This is a genomic window from Sorangium sp. So ce693 (assembly GCF_051521375.1).
GTDB classification, from domain to species: Bacteria; Myxococcota_A; Polyangia; order Polyangiales; family Polyangiaceae; genus Sorangium; species Sorangium atrum.
The window spans coordinates 701,051-719,228 of the sequence record NZ_CP150347.1; the positions used below are offsets into that span (position 1 = coordinate 701,051).

Here is an 18,178-nt window from a genome sequence, read left to right on the forward strand (position 1 = left end):
GCGACCTGGCAGGGGCGGCCCTCGAGGCCGTCGATTTCGGTTCCGGATCGACGTTCCCCCCCTCGCGAGGGGGCGCCGGCACGTCGCGACCTGGCAGGGGCGGCCCTCGAGGCCGTCGATTTCGGTTCCGGATCGACGTTCCCCCCCTCGCGAGGGGGCGCCGGCACGTCGCGACCTCGGAAGAGCGACCCGCGAGGCGGTCCGTCTTGGTCCTGGCTCAGCCGAGCGCCCCTCGTGTGGCGGCGCCAGCGCGTCGAGATCTCCGCCGCGCCGCCGCGACCGCCGCCAGGCACGCGGCGGCAAGCGCGTCGGCCCGACCGTCCTCCGCGCCGCCGGTGCGGCAGCTGCAGCCCTCTTCGCTCGGTCGCGCCCCACCGGAAGGCGGCGCCCCGCCGTCTGGTACATCGGGCGCTCCACCCGCGCCTGCGGCGCTCGCCCGATCTCCGCCGCCGCTCGCCGCCGTTGCCCCGCCGACGCCGGACGCTCCGCTGGCGCCGGTCGCGCCGGCGCTCGTGCCGCTGCCGGCCGCGGCTGGGCCGGCGTCCGACGTGCAGTCCCGGTGGCCCGTCATCAGCGCGATCCTCGGCCAGTCGGTCGGGCAGACCGCTCCGACCGCCGTGCTCGCCGCGCAATCCAGAGGACCACCGATGCATGCCTGCTGGAGCAGCGGCTCGAACGTCGCGCCGCCGTCGAGCGAGCGGCCGATCGTGAAGCCGTCCAGGAACTCGCTCGCGCACGCGTAGAGGCCCGAATCCGTCCAGGCGAAGCAGCGCGGCGCGACGCTCGAGACGCGCTCGAACGCCAGCGTCGACGAGGGCGCGCGGAAGACGCCGTCGATGTCGCTCCCCACCGCCACCGTCGCGCCGTCCGGCGAGATCGCGAACGCGCGCACGAAGCCCTCGGTCGCGAACACGGGCGCGAACGTCGCCCCGCCGTCCGTCGAGACGAACAGGCGCCCCGGCGCGCTCGCGATCCGCACGTACAGCACGTCGGCGTCGCGCGGATCGACCCCGGCGATGTAAGGCTCGCGCGACGTCGTGCTCCCCGGCACCGCCGCGGTCTGCCACGTCTCCCCGCCGTCGGCCGAGCGCGCGATCACCCCCTTGACCGAGCCGCCCTCGCTCGCGAGGCCGCTCACGTAGACCCGCCGCGGATCCGAGGGCGCGACGTCGACCGTCCGCGCCAGAAAGCCCTCCGGGAGCGGCGTCCCCGCGCTGGTCCAGGTCGCGCCGCCGTCGCGCGACGCCCAGAGGCCGTGCCTGGTCCCGGCGGCCACCGCGACGACGTGCGACGGATCGCCCCGCCGGACCGAGAGATCGATCACCTCCCGCCCCGCGAGCTCGGCGCCGCGCGCGCGCGCCCAAACGCAGCCGCCCTCGGTGCCGACCGCGATCCCGTCGGTCAGCGCGGCGAGCACTCGGCCGCTCGCTGCCGCGGCGATGGGCGGGGATTGGCCGCCCGCGTCGTCGTACCCGACAGCGCCCTCGCAGATCCAGCGCCAGCTCGCGCCCCCGTCCCGCGTGGTCAGCAGGCCGTACGTCATCCGGGCGACGGCGCGCGCTGGATCCGCCGGGTCGAACACGATCTGGTCCGCCGAGGGAAAGACGCCGTTCGCAGCGGCAGGGGAGGGGAGCGCCATGGCCACGAGCGCGACGGCGCGCGCCGCGGAGGCGAGCGCGACGGCGCGCGCCGGGCGAGATCCCGGCCTCACGGCGCGCGGAGGAGACGAGCGCATCACGGGATCCATCGTACCGCGGCGCGCGCGCCGAGAACCGCCCACGCCGCCTCCGCGCCCCGCTACACTCGCCGTAATGCCGGAGCGCATCGTCGTGTCCTTTCGAGGTACTGCGGCCCTCTCGCAGCCAGACAGCACGGACGCGGTCGCGCCGTGGCCCGGCCGCCGCGGCGCGCCGCGGGCGCCCGCGCCGACGTCGCGCCAGAAGGGCGCGGCGCGCGGCGCCGGCGGCGCGCCGCGCGGCGAGGAGAGCTACCTCGCGAGGGCGCTCGCGCTGAAGAAGCGCGCCGAGGCGCTCGGCGCCACCCTGTGCGCCTGGAGCGCGCAGACCTTCTCCTTCGAGTTCACCGCCGACGACGTCGAGGAGGCGGTGCTGCTCGCCGCGCTCGCCGCGGAGGACGCGGAGGTGCACCCCGACGCGCGCTTCGCGGTCGGCATCGCGCAGGGCGAGATGACCTACGTCGGCGAGGCGGGGCGCTTCACCGCCCTTTCCTGGGGGCAGCCGCTGCTCGTCGCCGTCATGCTCGCCCGCGTCGCGCTCCCCGGCGACGTGCTCCTCGATCCCGCGCTCCCCGCCGTGATCTCGGGCGAGCTCATGACGCTCGGCGCCCACCGCGGCATCGACGGCGCGCGCCGGGTGCGCGGCCTCCGCCTCGACGCGCAGCAGCCGCTGCGCAGGCAGGTCACCGAGAGCGTGGCGCGCCTGTGCAAGCCGCCGCTCATCGGCCGCGACGCCGAGCTCGCCGAGCTCGCCGTGCCCCCCGGCTCCCTCGCGATCGTCCGGGCCGAGCCCGGCGCCGGCGGCACGCGGCTGCTCCACGAGCTGGAGCGGCTGCTCGCGCCGTCGCGGAGCCTCTTCGTCGCGCCGATCGGGGCGTCGCGCGAGCCGTTCGGCGCGCTCCGGCGCGCCCTCGCGCGCGCGGCGCTCCGCGCCGAGAAGAGCCGCGCCCGCGCGCCGGCGCTCCCGGATCGGCTGAAGCCCGCGCTCGCGCGGCTCCTCGCCGGCGAGGGCGTCGAGCCGAGGATCGCCGCCGAGGTGCTCGCCGCGTGGCTCGCCCCGTCCGACGTCCGCGTCGGCCTGCTCGCCGTCGACGACGCCTCCGAGGTCGACGCCGCGAGCCTCGACGCGATCGCCCTCGCCCTCTCGCCGGGAGGCGGCCCGCGCGCCGTCGCCCGGCTCGGGCGCTCGGAGCCGCTCCCCGCGCCGCTCACCGCGCTCACCCCCGCCGCGACGGTCACGCTGGGGCCGCTCTCCGCGACGGGCGCGCAGGATCTCGTCCGCCGCCTGTTCGACGGCTGCATCGACGAGGCGGGCGCGCGCCGCTGGGCCGCGCGCGCGCCCGCCTTCCCGCTGGCCGTGCGCGAGCTCCTGTGCGAGGCCCTGGAGAGCGGCGCGCTGCGCTGGATCGGCAGGAGCGTCGGGCCGCGCCGGCGCAGCGCCGGGCGGGGCAGGCCCGCGCGCACCATGACCGGCGCCGAGCTCGCCGCGCCCCCCGCGTTCCGCCCGATCGAGGGCCGCCTGCGCCTGCTCGCGATCGGCCACCGCACGGTGCTCACAGCGCTCGCGACGCTCGGCGGGGACGCGTCGGACGCGGCGATCGACGCGCTGTGCGACGGCACCGGCGCCCCGAAGGTCGCCGCGGTCCAGGCGGCGCTGCTCGGCGCCGGCTGGGCCTTCCGGCCGGAGCCCGGCTGGCTGCGGCTCTCCTCGCGCACGCTGCGCGACGCCCTGATCGCGGCCGTCCCGCCGGGCGAGCGCGCCGCGTGGCACCTGGCCGCGGCGCGGGTCGTCGAGGACCACGCCAGCGTGCTCGGCCTCGCCGACGCCGCGTGGCACGCCGCGAAGGCGGGCGACCGGCGCTCCGCGGCCGATCTCGCCGGGCGCGCCGGGCGCGCGGCCGGCGACGCGCTGCTCGAGTCCTCGGCCGCGGAGCTGCTCGCGTTCGCCGACGAGCAGGAGACGGCGAGAGAGCCCCGGGACGGGGCGCCGGACAGCTCGTCGAGCCAGCCGCCCACCTACCGCACGCCCATCGAGGTGGTCGGCGACGTGCCGGAGCCGCAGCGCGCGGCGCCGGCTCGGGAGCGCTCCGGCCCCGACGCGCTCGGCGGGGCGGCGGCCGGCTCGGCGAGCGAGGCGCGCGCGGCGTCCCGCCAGCGCGGCGCGGCCTCCGCGCTCGCCGCGGAGGGCGAGCGTCGCGAGAGCGTGGGCGACGTCGCGCCGCGGAGCGCGGGGCGCGACGTCGCCCACGCTCTCGGCGCGCTCGCGGCGCAACCGGACGACGCACCCCAGGACTTTCCCGACGCGACCTCCCCGGACGTGGGCCTTCCGTGCTGCGACGCCTCCGGAGATCCGTTCGCGAAGACCACGGAGTCGCCCGTCCTGTCGATGAACGACATCGCGGTCCGCCTCGCCGAGCTGGCCAAGCAGGCGCTCGTCCAGGGCGACCTCCGCACGCTCGAGCGGCTCGTGGGCGAGCTCCGTCGCACCGGCGAGCACCTCGATCTGGCGGAGCGCATGACCGGCCTGATCTCGCTCGGGCGCGGCGCGAAGGAGGAGGCGCTCCGGCGCTTCCGGATCGCCGCGGAGGCCGACGCGTCGCCTTCGCAGCGGGCGCGGGCGCTGCTCGCGTACGGCGTCGCGCTGGCCGCCTCGGGCCGCACGGAGGGCGCGCTCCTCGAGGCGCTGAGCGCCCTCGCGCGCGCCCGCGAGGCCGAGGATCACCACGGCGAGCAGGCGTGCGCGCAGTTCCTGGCGCAGCTCGCGGCCGCGACCGGGCACGAGGAGGCGGCCCGCGCGTGGGCGCAGGTGGCGCGCCTCGCCGGCGCGGCGCCCCCCTCGTGACGGCGCATTGACAGCGTCGCCGCGGCTGTCCATACCGCCGGCCATGTCGTCCCGAGAGCCCTCCGGCGAGCCGGCTCCCGCGCCGGAGACCGGCGAGGAGCGCGCCGCGCCGAGCGAGAGCGCCAGCGCCGGAGAGCGCGCCGCGCCGAAAGCGCGCGCCAGCGCGGGAGAGCGCGCCGGCGCGCGCCGGGTCGCCGTGCTGCTCGCGCTGGCGCTCTCGCTCGGCGCGATCGCCGGCGTCGCGTACCAGCGCTACGCCGCGGTGCACCTGCGCGCCCTCCCGAGGGTCCCGGGCTGTGTCCGCGGGGCGCGGGTCGCGCTTCGCAAGCCGGTCGCCGTGTCCGGCACGGAGCCGCGCCAGACGGCGTCGGGCGAGACGGTCTACCTGACGCCCGGGGAAGATCGCGCCGTCGCCTGCGCCTTGCAGCTCGACGAGGCGCTCGCGCGGCACCTCGCCGGAGCGCTGGCCGAGCAGGCGCCGGCGCAGCGCGCCGCCCGGTTGGTCGAGCTCGTGCGCGACCGCGTGCCGGCCGACCCGGCGTACGATCGCGCCGCCTCTGCGGCTTACATGATGGCCTCCGCGGTCCTGCGGGGCCTGCCGGACGACGTGGCCGAGGTCCGCGTCGCTGCGGAGGAGCTCGAACGGCATCACGCCTGCCGCTTCGACACGCGCCGCCCCTGTCCGACGCGCCCGCCGATGCCGGCGCTCGTCTGGCTCACCGGCGCCCCGGCGGCGCTGAGCCTGCTCGGGCTGCTCTGGATCGGCCTCGCCGCGAGCGCCGCGCGCACCAGGCGCTGGAGGGCGCGCCGGAGCCGCTGATCGCCCGAGCGCGTCGCGCGCCGCGGTCGGCCCGAGCGCCTCAGTCGATCGCCTCGACGCGAAAGCTCGACTGGACGAGGCGGCGGGGTCGGGCCCCGATGTCGGCGACGTCGAACCCGAAGCCCGCGCCCTGCTGGTGGATCCCGCCCGACGTGGCGCCGCTCGGCATCTGCACCGACGAGTTCACCGTGACGTAGACCTTCGCCCCCTTGGCGAACGCGGCGGTCATCGCGAGCACGCGCCCGGCGAGCTGCGCCGCCGCCTCGCGCGCCACCAGCGCCCAGAGCGCCGCCGCTCCTGCCGTCGACGACAGCGCGCGCACGCCGAGCACCGCGCCGGCGCCGCTCAGCTGCACCTCGAACACCGCGCGCGCCGTCGCGGGCGTCTCGGAGGAGCGCACCGCGTCCGCCACCACGGACGCGACCGTCCCGGCGGCGGGCAGATCCAGCCCCAGCGTCTTGTCCCGATCGCGCATCGCCTCGCGCAGCACCTCGCCGGCCCTGTCCACCGAGACCTCGCGCGGCGCGGTCGGCGCGGTCGGCGCCGGCGGTGGCGGCGCGCGATCCGGCAGAACGCCGGGCAGCTGCCACACCGGCGCCCCCCCGAGGCCGGCCACCCCCCGCGGTGGGGTCGGCGCGCTCGGCGGCCCGTCGTACTCGCTCGATGGCGCAGGGGCCGGAGGCGTCACGGGACCCTCTCGCGGCTCGACCGGCGCCTCCGGCGGCGCCGACGGATCGAGCGGCCGCCGGTCGCGGCGCGCCGTCCGGCCGAGGACCGGCTCCGCCTCGCGCGGCCGCGCCTCGTCCGGCGCGCGTGGCAGGGGCGCGCGCGCCTCGTCCTGCTCCGGCTCGCGCGGCGGGACGGGCTCTATCTCGATCTCCACCTCGCGGCGCGCGCCGCTCGAGCGGGCCTCGAGCGCCGGCCCCGAGGAGCCCGCGATCCGCGCGAGCAACGGGATGGCGGCATGGAGCAGCGTCGCTGCGAGCAGGAAGCGGACCTCTCGGGAGAGCAAGCGCCGAGCACCTTGGTGGGTGCCGGAGAGGGGCGCAAGTGCGTGTTTCGTCGCCGGCGTGCTCACGGCGTGCTCGCGTCACCGCTCGCGCGCACCTGCGCGGCCCCGGGCACACCCCACCCGCTCCCTCGCTTTGCGGTCCGACAGGCTCACCCGCGCGTGTTCCAGCAGGGGCCAGGGTCTTACGGCCACGCTTAAATATGCGCGTACGGAACGGTTGTCGCTTGAGCTCGAGACCGTACTGGTCGATGCTCCGCCTGCCGCGACGCCTTCCGGGTTCACGGCAGGAGCAGAAACGCAGCGTGCTGCCGCCGTGCGGCGCGCTCACGGAACAGACGCAGCGCCTGGCGAACCAGGGCTGGGCGCTACATCCCCGTTGTAAGGGAGGGGTATCGAAATGAAGGGAAACGTGCGCGCTGACGGGTCGCCTGCGGACCTATCGCCGACGCCCACGCCGCCGCCCGTCACCGTGGTCCAGGGCTGCCCGGATCGCGGTCTTCCCCTCGACCTGCCGCCCCTCGGCATGGCCCCCGTGCTGCAGGAGCAGGCGTTCCCTCCCGATTTCGCCGCTCCAACGCTGCAGGGGACGCCGCCCTTCCCCGGGGCCGGGCCGTACGGCTCCTGGTCCGCGCCCTCGCCGGGCGAGCGCCGCGCGCGCGTGTGGCGCGCCCTCGGGGCGTTCGTCCTGGCCGCGGCCACCGTGATCGTCGTCGTCGCCGTCACCGCGCGCGGGCTCGTCGCGCGCATGCCGGCCGCCTCCGCCGAGGCGTTCCGCGCCATGACCCCCGTCAACCGCGCGTCGCTGCTCGCGCTGCGCTCCTCGCGCGAGGACGCCGGCGCGAGCGCGGCCGTCGCGCCGGAGGGGCTCGCGCGCTTGCAGCTGCCGGCGCCGCCGCCCGAGCCGGCGACGCCGCCGCCCGCGATCCGGCACGAGGGCTACGCGTCGATCCGCGGCGGCGTGCTCTTCACGCCCGACACGTTCAGGCCTACCGGGTCGAGCTACGATCTCCTGCTGCACTTCCACGGCAACACCCAGCTCGTCCGCGAGAGCGCCGAGGTCGCCGGGCTGAACGCCGCGGTCGCCGTCATCAACCTCGGCATCGGCTCGGGCGCGTACGAGGACTTCTACGCGACGCCGGGCGTCTACGAGAGCCTGCTCGCGGACATCGACCGGGCGCTCGCGCAGCGCGGGCTGCCGACTCCGCGGCTCCGCCGGGTCGCCCTCTCCTCGTGGAGCGCGGGCTACGGCGCGATCGCCAAGATCCTGGAGCTCCGCCGCGGCGCCGAGACCCTCGACGCGATCCTCGTCACGGACGGCATCCACTGCGGCTTCGTCCCGGAGCAGCCGAGCGGGCTCAACCCGCTGCAGCTCGCCTCGTTCGCGCGCGCCGCGCAGCTCGCCGCCTCGGACAAGCTGCTGTTCACCATCACACACTCGGAGATCGACCCGATCGCGTACGCCAGCTCCACCGCCACGGCCAGCTACCTGCTCGACGCCGCGGCGGGGCACCACGTCGAGCGGTCGCCCGCGTCGGACGCGCCCCCGCACCTGCGGCTGCGCGCGGCCGAGGGCGCCGTCTCGAAGAAGCTCGAGAAGCAGATGATCCCGACCACCGAGGCGAGCGTCGGCGAGCTCCACGTCCGTGGGTTCCGGGGCAACACGCCTGAACACCACATGGCGCACCTGCTCCAGATGGCCTCGACCGTCCTCCCGGAACTCGTCGAGCGCTGGCGCGTAGGCGGCGATCCGCCGTCGTCCGGGCGCTGATCGCGCCTGTCCGCCAGGCCACCCCGGCGCGCCTCTGTCCGGCCAGGCCGCCGATGGGCGCGCCTGCCCGCTGGGCCGTCCGCCGCGCCCGCAGGCGGCGGGGTCAGCTCCGGCTCCGCGCCTCTGCCATCCAGGCCTCGATCGCCGTGGCCACCGGGTGATCCACCCCGAGCTCCGCCTCGGCGAGCGCGAGCGCCCGCTCGTACAGCGGCAGCGCCGTGGACAGCCGCCCCGCGGCGTGGTGGACCTGCGCGAGCCGGACCAGCGTGGGCCGGAGCGACGGGTGGGCGGCCCCGGCCAGCGCCTCCCGCGCGGCGAGCGCGCGCTCGTACAGCGCCGCCGCCTCGGCCGCGTCCCCGAGCGCCTCCCGCGCGGCTGCCAGGTTGTGCAGGATCGACGCGAGGAGCGCCCCCTCCACGCCCGCCCCCGCCTCGGCGATCTCGAGCGCCCGCCGGAGCATCACCTCCCGCTCGGCGGTCGGGAGGTCCTCTTCCAGCTCCAGGAACGTGGCGGCGTTGTAGAGCGCCTCTGCGACGAGCGCGTGACGGGCGCCGAGCGCCCCCTCCCGCAGCGCGATCGCCCGCCGGAAGAGCGGCGCCGCCTCGGCGCGGGCCCCCCGCCTGCCGAGCAGCAGGCCGAGCCGGTTCAGCAGCGCCGACAGCTCGATGGGGTCGGGGTCGCGCATCCGCTCGTAGCCCGCGAGCATCCGGCGGAACAGCGCCTCGACGTCCTCGAGCTCGCCCTGCCGCTCCAGGATGGCGGCCAGCTGCTCGAGCAGCCTCGGCAGCGGGGGATCGGCGCTCGCCGCCGCCTCGGCGATGGCGATCGCCCTCGCGGAGCTCGCGCGCGCCTCGTCCAGCCGCCCCTGCGCGAGCCGCGCCGAGCTCAGCGCGTAGAGCGGCGCCGTCAGCTCGGCGTCCCCCTCACCGTAGATCTCCTCGGCGATCCGGAGCGCCCGCGCGCACGTCGCCTCCGCGTCGGCGTGGCGCGAGCCGGCGAGCTCGGACGCCGCCACGTCGAGTAGGCGCCGGTACTCTCTCCCCCTCCACCAGCGCAGCACCGCGCGATCCGGTCGCATCCTCCTCTACTACCTCGTCCCCACCCGGGAGGGCGAGAGGGCCGGCAGGGACGTCCGGCGCGCACCGGCCGGCGTCCGGCGGCGGCACCCGACAAGGATGGTCGGAAGAGCATCGCGCGGGCGCGGAGCAGTGTACTCTGCTCGCAGGATCTCGTGGCGCGAAGGTGCGATGCTAACGCTCGATGCCAGCAACTGGCGGTTCCCGTCGATCGGGGCTATGGCGCACGGCGCATGGTGCAGCGCCTCACGGCCGGCCTCTCGCGCGGGGGTCGCGGCCTCACGAACGGGGCGATCGTGGAGGCGATCGAGGAAAGGTCGCCAAGGACATTTCTTCCGTTTAGACTGCCCCGACGGCCCCACGCGCCGACGCTCCCCACGATCATGAGGTCCAGGCTCACGCATCGCGAGGCATCGTCACCGAGGGGAGGGCTCGCCCGCGCCCGCACGGGGAAGGCGACGGAGTTCATATGAGTGGTGCCAACGAAAACGTCGTCGATGAAGTAGCGCGCAGCGAGCCGATCGATCCGTTGCTCGGAAAGGTGCTCAACGGAAAGTTCAAGATCCTTTCCCAGCTCGCGACCGGCGGCATGGGCACGATCTATCGCGGCGAGCAGCTCCCGCTCGGGCGCCAGGTGGCGATCAAGGTCTTGATCCCGAACCAGGCCTCGCGGCAGCTCGACCCGAACTTCCACAAGCGCTTCTTCCTCGAGGCCAGCATCCTCGCGCGCCTCCAGCACCCGAACATCGTCACCGTCTTCGACTACGGCCGCATCGAGGCCGACGATCAGGAGCGGTTCTTCATGGCGATGGAGTTCCTCGAGGGCGAGACGCTCTTCCGGCGCGTGCGCCGGCAGGGGCGCCTGCCGCCGCCCGAGGCGATGCGCATCGCGCGGCAGATCGCGCGCGGGCTGCGCGAGGCGCACAAGCACGGCGTCGTCCACCGCGACCTCAAGCCGTCGAACGTCATGCTCGTCTCCAACGAGGACGCGGAGGAGGCGGTCAAGATCCTCGACTTTGGCCTCGTGAAGCAGCTCGGCGACGACTCGGAAGAGCTCACGCAGCAGGGCGCGTTCCTGGGCTCGCCCCGCTTCATGTCGCCGGAGCAGATCTCGCACGGCAAGGTCGATCTCAGGACCGACATCTACTCGCTCGGCGTCATCCTCTACCAGATGCTCTGCGGGAAGGTCCCGTTCGAGTCCGAGAAGTCGATCCAGATCCTGATGGCGCACCTCCAGCAGCCGGTGCCGCGCATGAAGGAGCGGAACCCGGACGTCGACATCCCGGAGCCGCTCGAGGCGCTCGTGATGCGCTGTCTCGCGAAGGATCCGGACGGCCGGCCCGCGACGATGGACGCCCTCATCCAGGGCCTCGGCGAGTGCGCCCGCGGCATGGGCGTGACGACCGCATTCGGCGGCACGCAGATCACCTCGTTCGAGTCGCTGCCCGGCGTGCAGATCTCGTCGCGTTCGTCCACGGTGCAAGCGCTCAAGGACGCGGTGACGCTCCCGGCGCCGTCGAGCGATGACGATCCGAGCGGCCGCACCTCCGGCGTCGGCTCGGGCCCCGGCGCCGCCGCGACCGCGGCGGGCGCGTCCAAGGGCGCGACCGGCGCGCACGAGGCCCCCTCCGGCGGCGGGCGCAAGGGGGTGATCCTCGCCGCCATCGGCGCGGTCGTCGTGGCGGCGGGCGCGTTCGCGCTGACCCGCAAGCCCGCGCAGAACAGCGAGGCCACGCCCGAGGTCGCGACCGCGCCGACGACCGCGCCCGCGGCGACCGGCACGCCCAGCGAACACAAGGGCGCGCCCTCGTTCATGCTGATCATCGAGTCGATCCCGGCGGGCGCCGAGGTCCTGGAGGACGGGAAATCGCTCGGGCAGACGCCGCTCCAGCTCTCGATCGCGAACGACGAGGTGCGCGCGTCGCCTCGCCGGCTGACCCTGCAGAAGGAAGGCTTCCAGCCCTACTCCATCGTGCAGGGGCCGTCGGAGATGTCCGTGCAGACGGTCGCACGGCTCGCGCAGGTGGCCGCGCCCGCGAAGACCGACGACGCGCCGTCGAACACGAGCTCAGGCGGCAGGCGAAACTGGGGCCGCCCCGTTCGCCCCGCAGCGCCCACGGCCACGTCGAAGCCCAACCCTCCGGAGAACACGGCGCCGTCGATCCGGATCGACCGGTAGGATCAGGGCGCGCCCGACGAGCACCATCGGCTAGCCCCTGATTTCACTGCGCCGCAAGGGCGTGGTGCAGGGGCCATGCGCTAGCTTCCTGGCCGCGCATGTCCCGCCTGCTCATCGTCTCGAACCGCCTCCCCGTGACCGTCCACGCCGATCAGGGGGACGTCTCCGTCGTCCCCTCGGCGGGCGGCCTCGTGACCGCGCTACGTGGCCCCCACGAGCGGCACGGCGGCCTCTGGCTCGGATGGCCGGGCGACCTCGCGCAGCTCACCGAAGAGCAGCGCCGAGAGGTCGAGGAGCGGCTCGATCAGCTCGGCGCGGTCCCGGTGCACCTCACGTCGGCCGAGGTGAGCCATTACTACGACGGCTTCTCGAACGGCGTCCTGTGGCCGCTGTTCCACTACCTCGTCGAGAAGCTGCACCTCGACGCCCGGCAGGACTGGGAGAGCTACCGCGAGGTGAACGAGCGCTTCGCCGACGCCATCGCCTCCCGGTACAGGCCGGGCGACAGGGTGTGGATCCACGACTACCAGCTCACGCTCGTGCCGGCGATGCTGCGGAGGCGCATCCCCGACGCGCGGATCGGCTTCTTCCTGCACATCCCGTTCCCCGCGGCCGAGGTCTTCCGGATCCTGCCCTGGAGGGAGCAGGTGCTGCGCGGCATGCTCGGCGCCGACGTCGTCGGGTTTCACACGACGGCCTATCGGTACCACTTCGTCTACTCCGCCGCGCGCGTGCTCGGGCTGGATCCCGATCTGGAGACGCTCGCGTACGAGGGGCGGCGGGTGCGGCTCGGCGCCTATCCGGTCAGCATCGACGTCGACGAGTTCGTGCGGCTCGCGCGGGACGAGGAGGTCCGCGCCGAGGCGCGGCGCATCCGCGAGAGCGCCAAGGGCCGGAAGATCGTGCTCGGCGTCGATCGGCTCGACTACACGAAGGGCATCCCGCGGCGCATGCTCGCCATCGAGCGCTTCCTGGAGCGCGAGCCCGAGCTCCGGAGCAAGGTCCGGTTCATCCAGCTCGCGGTGCCGACGCGCGAGAAGGTCGACGCCTACGCCGACTTCCGGCGCGTCGTGAACGAGCTCGTCGGCCGCATCAACGGCAGCTACGGGACGCTCGACGACATCCCGATCCATTTCCTGCACCGGTCGATGCCCATGGCCGGGGTCGTCGCGCTCTACCTCGCGGCCGACGTGATGATGGTGACGCCGCTGCGCGACGGGATGAACCTCGTTTGCAAGGAGTACGTGGCCTCGCGGATCGACGACACCGGCGCGCTCGTGCTGAGCGAGTTCGCGGGCGCGGCCGCCGAGCTGATCGAGGCGCTCCAGGTCAACCCGCACGACATCGACGCGGTGGCGTCGACGATCCAGCGGGCGCTGGTCATGTCGCCGTCCGAGCAGCGCGTCCGGATGCAGGCGCTCCGCCGCCGCGTCGTGACGCACGACGCGCACCGCTGGTCGCACCGCTTCCTGAACGATCTCGAGCGCGCGAGCGGCGCGGCGCCCGCGGTGGGGGCCGTCCGGCGGCCTGAAGGCGCGCCCCAGGGGAGCACGATCGCGAGCGCGCTCAGCGCGCCGTCGCTGATCGTGATGCTCGACTACGACGGCACGCTGGTCCCGCTCGAGGCCATGCCCGAGCTCGCTCAGCCGGACGAGGCGCTCGTCGCCGAGCTGCGCGAGCTCGCGGCGCGCCCGCGGACGCAGGTGCACGTGGTGAGCGGCCGGCCGCGCGAGGACCTCGAGCGGTGGCTGGGCGAGCTGCCCATCAGCCTCCACGCCGAGCACGGGTTCTTCTCCCGCGCCGCGCCCGGCGAGCCCTGGGTGGCGCTCCGCGAGGCCGCGCTCGACTGGAAGCCGAGGGTCCGCGACGTCCTCCAGCGCTTCGTCGACCGCACGGCGGGCAGCTTCATCGAGGAGAAGATGGTGTCGATCGCGTGGCACTACCGGGCCGCCGACCCGGAGCTCGCCAGCCAGACGGCCCGCGAGGTGCCCCTGGAGCTCGGCGAGGCGCTGCGCGAGCACGATCTCGAGCTCATCCCGGGCCGCAAGGTGCTGGAGGTGCGGCTCCGCGGGGTCAACAAGGGGGTGATCGTGCCGCGGGTGCTCGCGACGATGGGGCCCGACGCGGTGGTGATCGCGCTCGGCGACGACAGGACCGACGAGGATCTGTTCGCGGCGCTCCCCCCGACCGCCCTCACGATCCACGTGGGCGGCGGGGAGAGCTCCGCGGCGTTTCAGCTGCCCGACCCGGCCTCGGCGCGTCGCTTGCTGCGCGCGCTCGTGGCCTGAGGGCTCGCGCCGCGGCTCACGCCCCGGCGCGGCGACCGCGCCGCCGGAGGGCGGCGCCGAGGAGCGCCGCCACCCCGGCGAGGAACGCCCCCGAGCCGGCGACCGGCCCGCCCGCGAGCGCCCCGCCGACGCTGCACGCGCTGGCGTGGGCGTCGTGCGGCGCGTCCGCGTCGCCCTGCGCGGCCTCGGGGCACGCAGCGGCGCGCGCCGCGGTGTCGTCGCCGTCCGCGTCGCCGTCCGCGGCGCAGTCGCCGGCGGACGCGTTGCCTTCGGCGTCGGCGTCGCTGGCATCGACGTCGTCGGTGTCGCCGGCGCCCGCCTCACCGTCGCTCGGGGCGGCGTCCCCGTCGACGTTCCACTCTTCCTCCACGGCGCTGCTGTCGTTGTCGCCGAGGTCCCGATCGCTGTCCGCGGTCCTCATGGCGAGCGCCGCGAGGCTGGAGCCGGACTCGTAGGCCCCGATGTCGATCGCGCCGGCGACCGGCCGCTGCAGCGGTCGGCTGGCCGCGCGCACGCTCCTCACGGGCGAGGACTGCGGCGCGGCGAGCGGCCTCGGGAACGGGTGCCCTGCCGGGCTCGGCGTCGCGCTGGAGCCGGCGTTGACGAGCGGGCTGTTCGACGCCGGGCGGAGGTCCAGCGAGCCGAGGTTGGTGAAGCCGGGGTCGGCGCCCTGCACCGTGCCTGTCCACGCCGCGGGGAGGGCCGAAGAGCCGGTGGGGACCCAGTTGTTCGCGCCCGAGATCAACGCCGCTCCCGTCTTCCAGGTCGCGCTCCTGTCGACATAGACCTCCACGCCGCCCCCGCCGCGCCGATAGAACACGTTGTTGCTCATCTCGACGCTCTCGATTCCATCGAACATCCTGATCGCCGGCCGCGACCCGGGGGCGAGCAGGAACGTGTTGTTGACGAACCGGAAGCGACCCCACGTCTGCCCCGTGCCGTCGCCCCCGACGCGCACGGCGAAGTGCTGGCCGGTCTTGACGATGACGTTGCCCACGACGTCGGAGTCCTCGCGCGCGAGCCCCTCGTCCTGGCCGTCCGGCCCGATCAGCTCGAGCTCGTGGTATTTCGCGCCCTCGATCCAGTTGTAATAGATCTCGTTCCGCTCCGCGCGGCTCTTCACGCTGTTGCCGCCATTGCCGTCGTGCACATAGCAGTGCCGCATGCGGAACACCGAGCCGAGGCGCGTCTCCTCGTCGGTCGCGATGTAGATGGGGTGCCTGGTGTCGCCCGAGCCGCAGGCATAGACCTCGACGTACTCCAGCGTGAGGGAGCCCGACTCGGAGTCGGCGCCGAGGATCCCGTGCCCGGCGCAATCGTGCACCACCGAGTCGCGGATCGTGATGTCGTGCGCTTTGTTGAACACGCAGCGGCCCGAGCCGCCGGTGATGTCGAAGCCTTCGAAGGTATAGTGATTGCCAGCGAAGATCACCGTGTTCGTCCCCCCGGATAGGACCGGGCGGCGACCGTTCACGCGAACGCCGCGGATCGTGATCTTCTGCGCCTCGGTGCCCGACTTCTTGAAGAACAGATCCCCCGGATAGGTCGCGTCGCCCTCGACCAGGACCACGTCCCCGGCAGCGAGGCGAGGGGCGACCTCCGCGAGGCTCGCATGAGGCTTGCCCCGCCCCACCTCGTACGTCGCTGCGCTCGCCGGCGAGGCGGCGAGCAGCACGGAGAGCCCGATGCCCGGCGCGACGAGAGAGAGTGTGACGAGGTGCCTTGTGTTGAGTTGCTGCATTGGCGTACTGTCGCGTGCTGCAGAGTCCGAGTGCAAGCTGCTTTTTAATGAAATGCATGATGGGTAATTCAGGCGACACCTGACGGCGGGAATTCCTGTGGTTATTCCCGCATGCCCAGCGGCTGTCACCATTGCTTAGAATCCTCGCGGTCTGCCATTTCTCGATAAAATTTGGTAAATAAAAGCAAGTCGGTGCGAACGCCGCGAAGAGCGTGAAGAGCAGGTAAGAGCGGGTGAAGCGCAGGTGAAGCGCGCGAGGAGCGGGAGTAGCGGGAGGAGCGCGACGGGCGGGAGGAGCGCGAGGCGAGCGGTTCCTCTCGGCACGCGCGTCGTTCCGTGCCATGGAGCCGGCCATGTTCCCGGTTGTCCTCGCCTCCACGTCGCCCTTCCGGAGGGCGCTCCTCGATCGCCTCGGGCTCGCGTACGAGGCCGTCGCGCCGGCCTTCGAGGAGATCGCGCCCGAGGGGATGTCGCCCCTCGCGTGCGCCCGCCTCTTCGCGGAGGGGAAGGCGCTGAGCCTCGCGCCCGCGCGGGAGGGCGCCGTGATCATCGGCGCCGATCAGGCGCTCGAGCTCGATGGGGAGCTCCTCCGCAAGCCGGCCTCGCTCGACGAGGCGGCAGACCAGCTCGGGCGGCTCGCGGGGCGCGTCCACGCGCTCCACACGGCCGTCGCGGTGCACGCGCCGCCGGCGGTGCTGCTCGCGGCCGGCGAGCCGCGGACGCTGGCCGAGATCGTCACGGTGGAGCTCCGCGTCCGCCCCCTCGGCCGCGCGCAGATCCGCCGCTATGTCGAGCTGGATCGGCCGATCGGCAGCGCGGGAGGGTACCTCTTCGAGAGGCACGGACCGTGGCTGTTCGACGACGTGCGCCACGCCGACGAGGCGGCCATCGTGGGGCTGCCGCTCGTCCCGCTCTGCCGCCTGCTGCGCCGCTTCGGGGTCGATCTGCTCGACCCGCCCGCGCGCGCGTGAGCGCAGACGTGCGCGCGGGCGTCAGAGCGCGCCGGCAGGCGCCACGCAGGCCGGGCAAAGAGCCTGCATCCTGGGAGATACGGTAGGTTCCCGCCAAACCGCGCCATTGCGCGTCGGCGCGATCCGAGCACCGGGAAGAAGTCCGAGGGAACCAGGAATATGCCGGCTTCCCCAGGCGCTTCGCTGTCCGACGGCGCAGGCGGGGGGGCCGCTGCGCTGTGTGCGTGCCGGGGCTTCCAGGGAGGGGCGGCCGTGGCGCGCCCGTTGCTAATCGTGGTTCCAGGGTCGAGCCTGCCGCTGGGCCCTCGCGGATGCGCATCTTCTGCCGGGCGACGCCGACAGGGCGGGCCAGGCGCTCGACGAGGTGAGGCGATGATGGAACGCCCGCCCTTCAACGCGGCCGAGGCGCTCACGGCGGCTGATCTGATCCTGTCCTGGTCGGCCCTGCAGAACGAGGAGCGGGTGCAGGCCTATCGCCGCCTGCGGCGCGAGGAGGCGGAGGACTTCTTCGAAGGTCTCCCCACGGCCGACCAGGCCGCGCTCCTGGCGGGCCTCACGAAGGGCGAACGCAGGCTGTGGCTCCGCCTGCTCGCGCCCGACGACGTGGCGGACATCCTCCTCGAGGTGGCGCCGGCCGACCAGGCGGAGCTCCTCTCCTTGCTCGACGAGCCGACGCGGCGCGAGGTGACCGCGCTCCTCGCGTACGCCGAGGATGAGGCTGGCGGGCTCATGAGCCCGTGGTTCGCGCGCGTGCGGCCGGAGGCGACGGTCGACCAGGCGATCAGCTACCTCAAGCGGCAGGCCAGGGATCACCTCGAGACCATCTACTACGGTTATGTGCTCGACGCCGAGCAGCGGCTGCGCGGCGTGGTGTCGCTGAGACAGCTCATGATCGCCCCCGGCGACCGGCGCGTCAGCGACGTGATGAAGACCGATATCGTGTCGGTCAACGAGGACGCCGACCAGGAGGCCGTGGCGCGGCGCTTCGCGGAGCACGATCTCGTGGCGATACCCGTCGTCGACAGCGAGGGTCGGATGAAGGGGATCGTCACCGCAGACGACATCGTGGACGTCGTGGAAGAGGAGGCGACCGAGGACATCCAGAAGCTCGGCGGCATGCAGGCGCTCGACGCGCCCTACCTCCGGACCCCCATCTCCAGGATGCTCGGCAAGCGCGCGGGCTGGCTCTCGGCGCTGTTCGTGGGCGAGCTCCTCACCGCCACGGCGATGGGGCACTACGAGAGCGAGATCGCCCGCGCCGTCGTGCTCGCCCTCTTCGTGCCGCTCATCATCTCGAGCGGGGGCAACTCCGGCTCTCAGGCGACGACGCTGGTCATCCGGGCCATGGCGCTCGGCGAGATCCGGCTCGCCGACTTCTGGCGCGTCAGCCGTCGGGAGCTCGCGTCGGGCCTCGCGCTCGGCGGGATCCTCGGCACCATCGGCTTCGCGCGCGTCATCGCCTGGGAGAAGCTCTTCGGGGCCTATGGCCCGCACTACGGGCTCCTCGCGCTGGCCGTCGCGATCAGCCTGGTCGGCGTCGTGACCTGGGGCACGCTGGCGGGGGCGCTCCTGCCGTTCGTGCTCCGGGCGCTCCGCTTCGACCCGGCGAGCGCCTCGGCCCCGTTCGTCGCGACGCTCGTCGACGTCTCCGGCCTCGTGATCTACTTCAGCGTGGCCGAGCTCCTGCTCCGGGGTGTGCTGCTGTGAAGCGGGCGAGCGCCCCCCGCGCGCTCCCCGGCAGCCTCC

At 74.5% G+C, this 18,178-nt stretch carries 11 protein-coding genes; 7 read left to right on the forward strand and 4 right to left on the reverse strand.

Annotated features, from left to right (window positions below; genetic code table 11):
- Positions 1-217 precede the first annotated feature (217 nt).
- Entirely contained in the window at positions 218-1,735 is a 1,518-nt protein-coding gene (locus tag WMF14_RS02745; protein ID WP_437798612.1) for a WD40/YVTN/BNR-like repeat-containing protein, read from the reverse strand.
- 76 nt (positions 1,736-1,811) lie between these two features.
- On the opposite strand from WMF14_RS02745, the gene WMF14_RS02750 reads away from it, so the two are divergent.
- Together WMF14_RS02750 and WMF14_RS02755 are read left to right on the forward strand one after the other, a co-directional pair.
- Positions 1,812-4,577, forward strand: coding sequence for a hypothetical protein (locus tag WMF14_RS02750; protein WP_437798613.1), 2,766 nt, complete (start codon positions 1,812-1,814; stop codon positions 4,575-4,577).
- Positions 4,578-4,620: 43 nt separating this feature from the next.
- The gene (locus WMF14_RS02755; protein WP_437798614.1) at positions 4,621-5,397 is read left to right on the forward strand and encodes a hypothetical protein; all 777 of its coding nucleotides are present in this window, start codon (positions 4,621-4,623) and stop codon (positions 5,395-5,397) included.
- 40 nt (positions 5,398-5,437) lie between these two features.
- Here WMF14_RS02755 and WMF14_RS02760 read toward each other — a convergent pair whose 3' ends face one another.
- On the reverse strand, positions 5,438-6,409 hold the full coding sequence (locus tag WMF14_RS02760) for a hypothetical protein (RefSeq protein ID WP_437798615.1): 972 nt from the start codon (positions 6,407-6,409) through the stop codon (positions 5,438-5,440).
- Positions 6,410-6,806: 397 nt separating this feature from the next.
- Between WMF14_RS02760 and WMF14_RS02765 the strand changes: the two genes are divergently transcribed.
- The gene (locus WMF14_RS02765; RefSeq protein WP_437798616.1) at positions 6,807-8,177 is read left to right on the forward strand and encodes a hypothetical protein; all 1,371 of its coding nucleotides are present in this window, start codon (positions 6,807-6,809) and stop codon (positions 8,175-8,177) included.
- Positions 8,178-8,280: 103 nt separating this feature from the next.
- Here WMF14_RS02765 and WMF14_RS02770 read toward each other — a convergent pair whose 3' ends face one another.
- The gene (locus WMF14_RS02770) at positions 8,281-9,255 is read right to left on the reverse strand and encodes a tetratricopeptide repeat protein (protein WP_437798617.1); all 975 of its coding nucleotides are present in this window, start codon (positions 9,253-9,255) and stop codon (positions 8,281-8,283) included.
- Between the two features lie 467 nt (positions 9,256-9,722).
- Between WMF14_RS02770 and WMF14_RS02775 the strand changes: the two genes are divergently transcribed.
- Positions 9,723-11,432, forward strand: a complete 1,710-nt coding sequence (locus WMF14_RS02775) for a serine/threonine protein kinase (RefSeq protein WP_437798618.1) — start codon at positions 9,723-9,725, stop codon at positions 11,430-11,432.
- 98 nt (positions 11,433-11,530) lie between these two features.
- Positions 11,531-13,720, forward strand: coding sequence for a bifunctional alpha,alpha-trehalose-phosphate synthase (UDP-forming)/trehalose-phosphatase (locus WMF14_RS02780; RefSeq protein WP_437798619.1), 2,190 nt, complete (start codon positions 11,531-11,533; stop codon positions 13,718-13,720).
- Positions 13,721-13,736: 16 nt separating this feature from the next.
- Here WMF14_RS02780 and WMF14_RS02785 read toward each other — a convergent pair whose 3' ends face one another.
- The gene (locus WMF14_RS02785) at positions 13,737-15,461 is read right to left on the reverse strand and encodes a right-handed parallel beta-helix repeat-containing protein (RefSeq protein WP_437798620.1); all 1,725 of its coding nucleotides are present in this window, start codon (positions 15,459-15,461) and stop codon (positions 13,737-13,739) included.
- 353 nt (positions 15,462-15,814) lie between these two features.
- On the opposite strand from WMF14_RS02785, the gene WMF14_RS02790 reads away from it, so the two are divergent.
- Together WMF14_RS02790 and mgtE are read left to right on the forward strand one after the other, a co-directional pair.
- Entirely contained in the window at positions 15,815-16,432 is a 618-nt protein-coding gene (locus WMF14_RS02790) for a Maf family protein (RefSeq protein ID WP_437798621.1), read from the forward strand.
- A 372-nt stretch (positions 16,433-16,804) separates the two neighbouring features.
- On the forward strand, positions 16,805-18,139 hold the full coding sequence (gene mgtE / locus WMF14_RS02795; protein WP_272097587.1) for a magnesium transporter: 1,335 nt from the start codon (positions 16,805-16,807) through the stop codon (positions 18,137-18,139).
- The last annotated feature ends 39 nt before the right edge of the window (positions 18,140-18,178 follow it).

Bases quoted from the DNA above. Each gene is read 5' to 3' on its own strand.
- WMF14_RS02785 (WP_437798620.1), bottom strand. From the start codon at position 15,461: ATGCAGCAACTCAACACAAGGCACCTCGTCACACTCTCTCTCGTCGCG.
- WMF14_RS02765 (WP_437798616.1), top strand. From the start codon at position 6,807: ATGAAGGGAAACGTGCGCGCTGACGGGTCGCCTGCGGACCTATCGCCG.
- WMF14_RS02790 (WP_437798621.1), top strand. From the start codon at position 15,815: ATGTTCCCGGTTGTCCTCGCCTCCACGTCGCCCTTCCGGAGGGCGCTC.
- WMF14_RS02750 (WP_437798613.1), top strand. From the start codon at position 1,812: ATGCCGGAGCGCATCGTCGTGTCCTTTCGAGGTACTGCGGCCCTCTCG.
- WMF14_RS02770 (WP_437798617.1), bottom strand. From the start codon at position 9,255: ATGCGACCGGATCGCGCGGTGCTGCGCTGGTGGAGGGGGAGAGAGTAC.
- WMF14_RS02780 (WP_437798619.1), top strand. From the start codon at position 11,531: ATGTCCCGCCTGCTCATCGTCTCGAACCGCCTCCCCGTGACCGTCCAC.
- mgtE (WP_272097587.1), top strand. From the start codon at position 16,805: ATGATGGAACGCCCGCCCTTCAACGCGGCCGAGGCGCTCACGGCGGCT.
- WMF14_RS02745 (WP_437798612.1), bottom strand. From the start codon at position 1,735: ATGCGCTCGTCTCCTCCGCGCGCCGTGAGGCCGGGATCTCGCCCGGCG.
- WMF14_RS02775 (WP_437798618.1), top strand. From the start codon at position 9,723: ATGAGTGGTGCCAACGAAAACGTCGTCGATGAAGTAGCGCGCAGCGAG.
- WMF14_RS02755 (WP_437798614.1), top strand. From the start codon at position 4,621: ATGTCGTCCCGAGAGCCCTCCGGCGAGCCGGCTCCCGCGCCGGAGACC.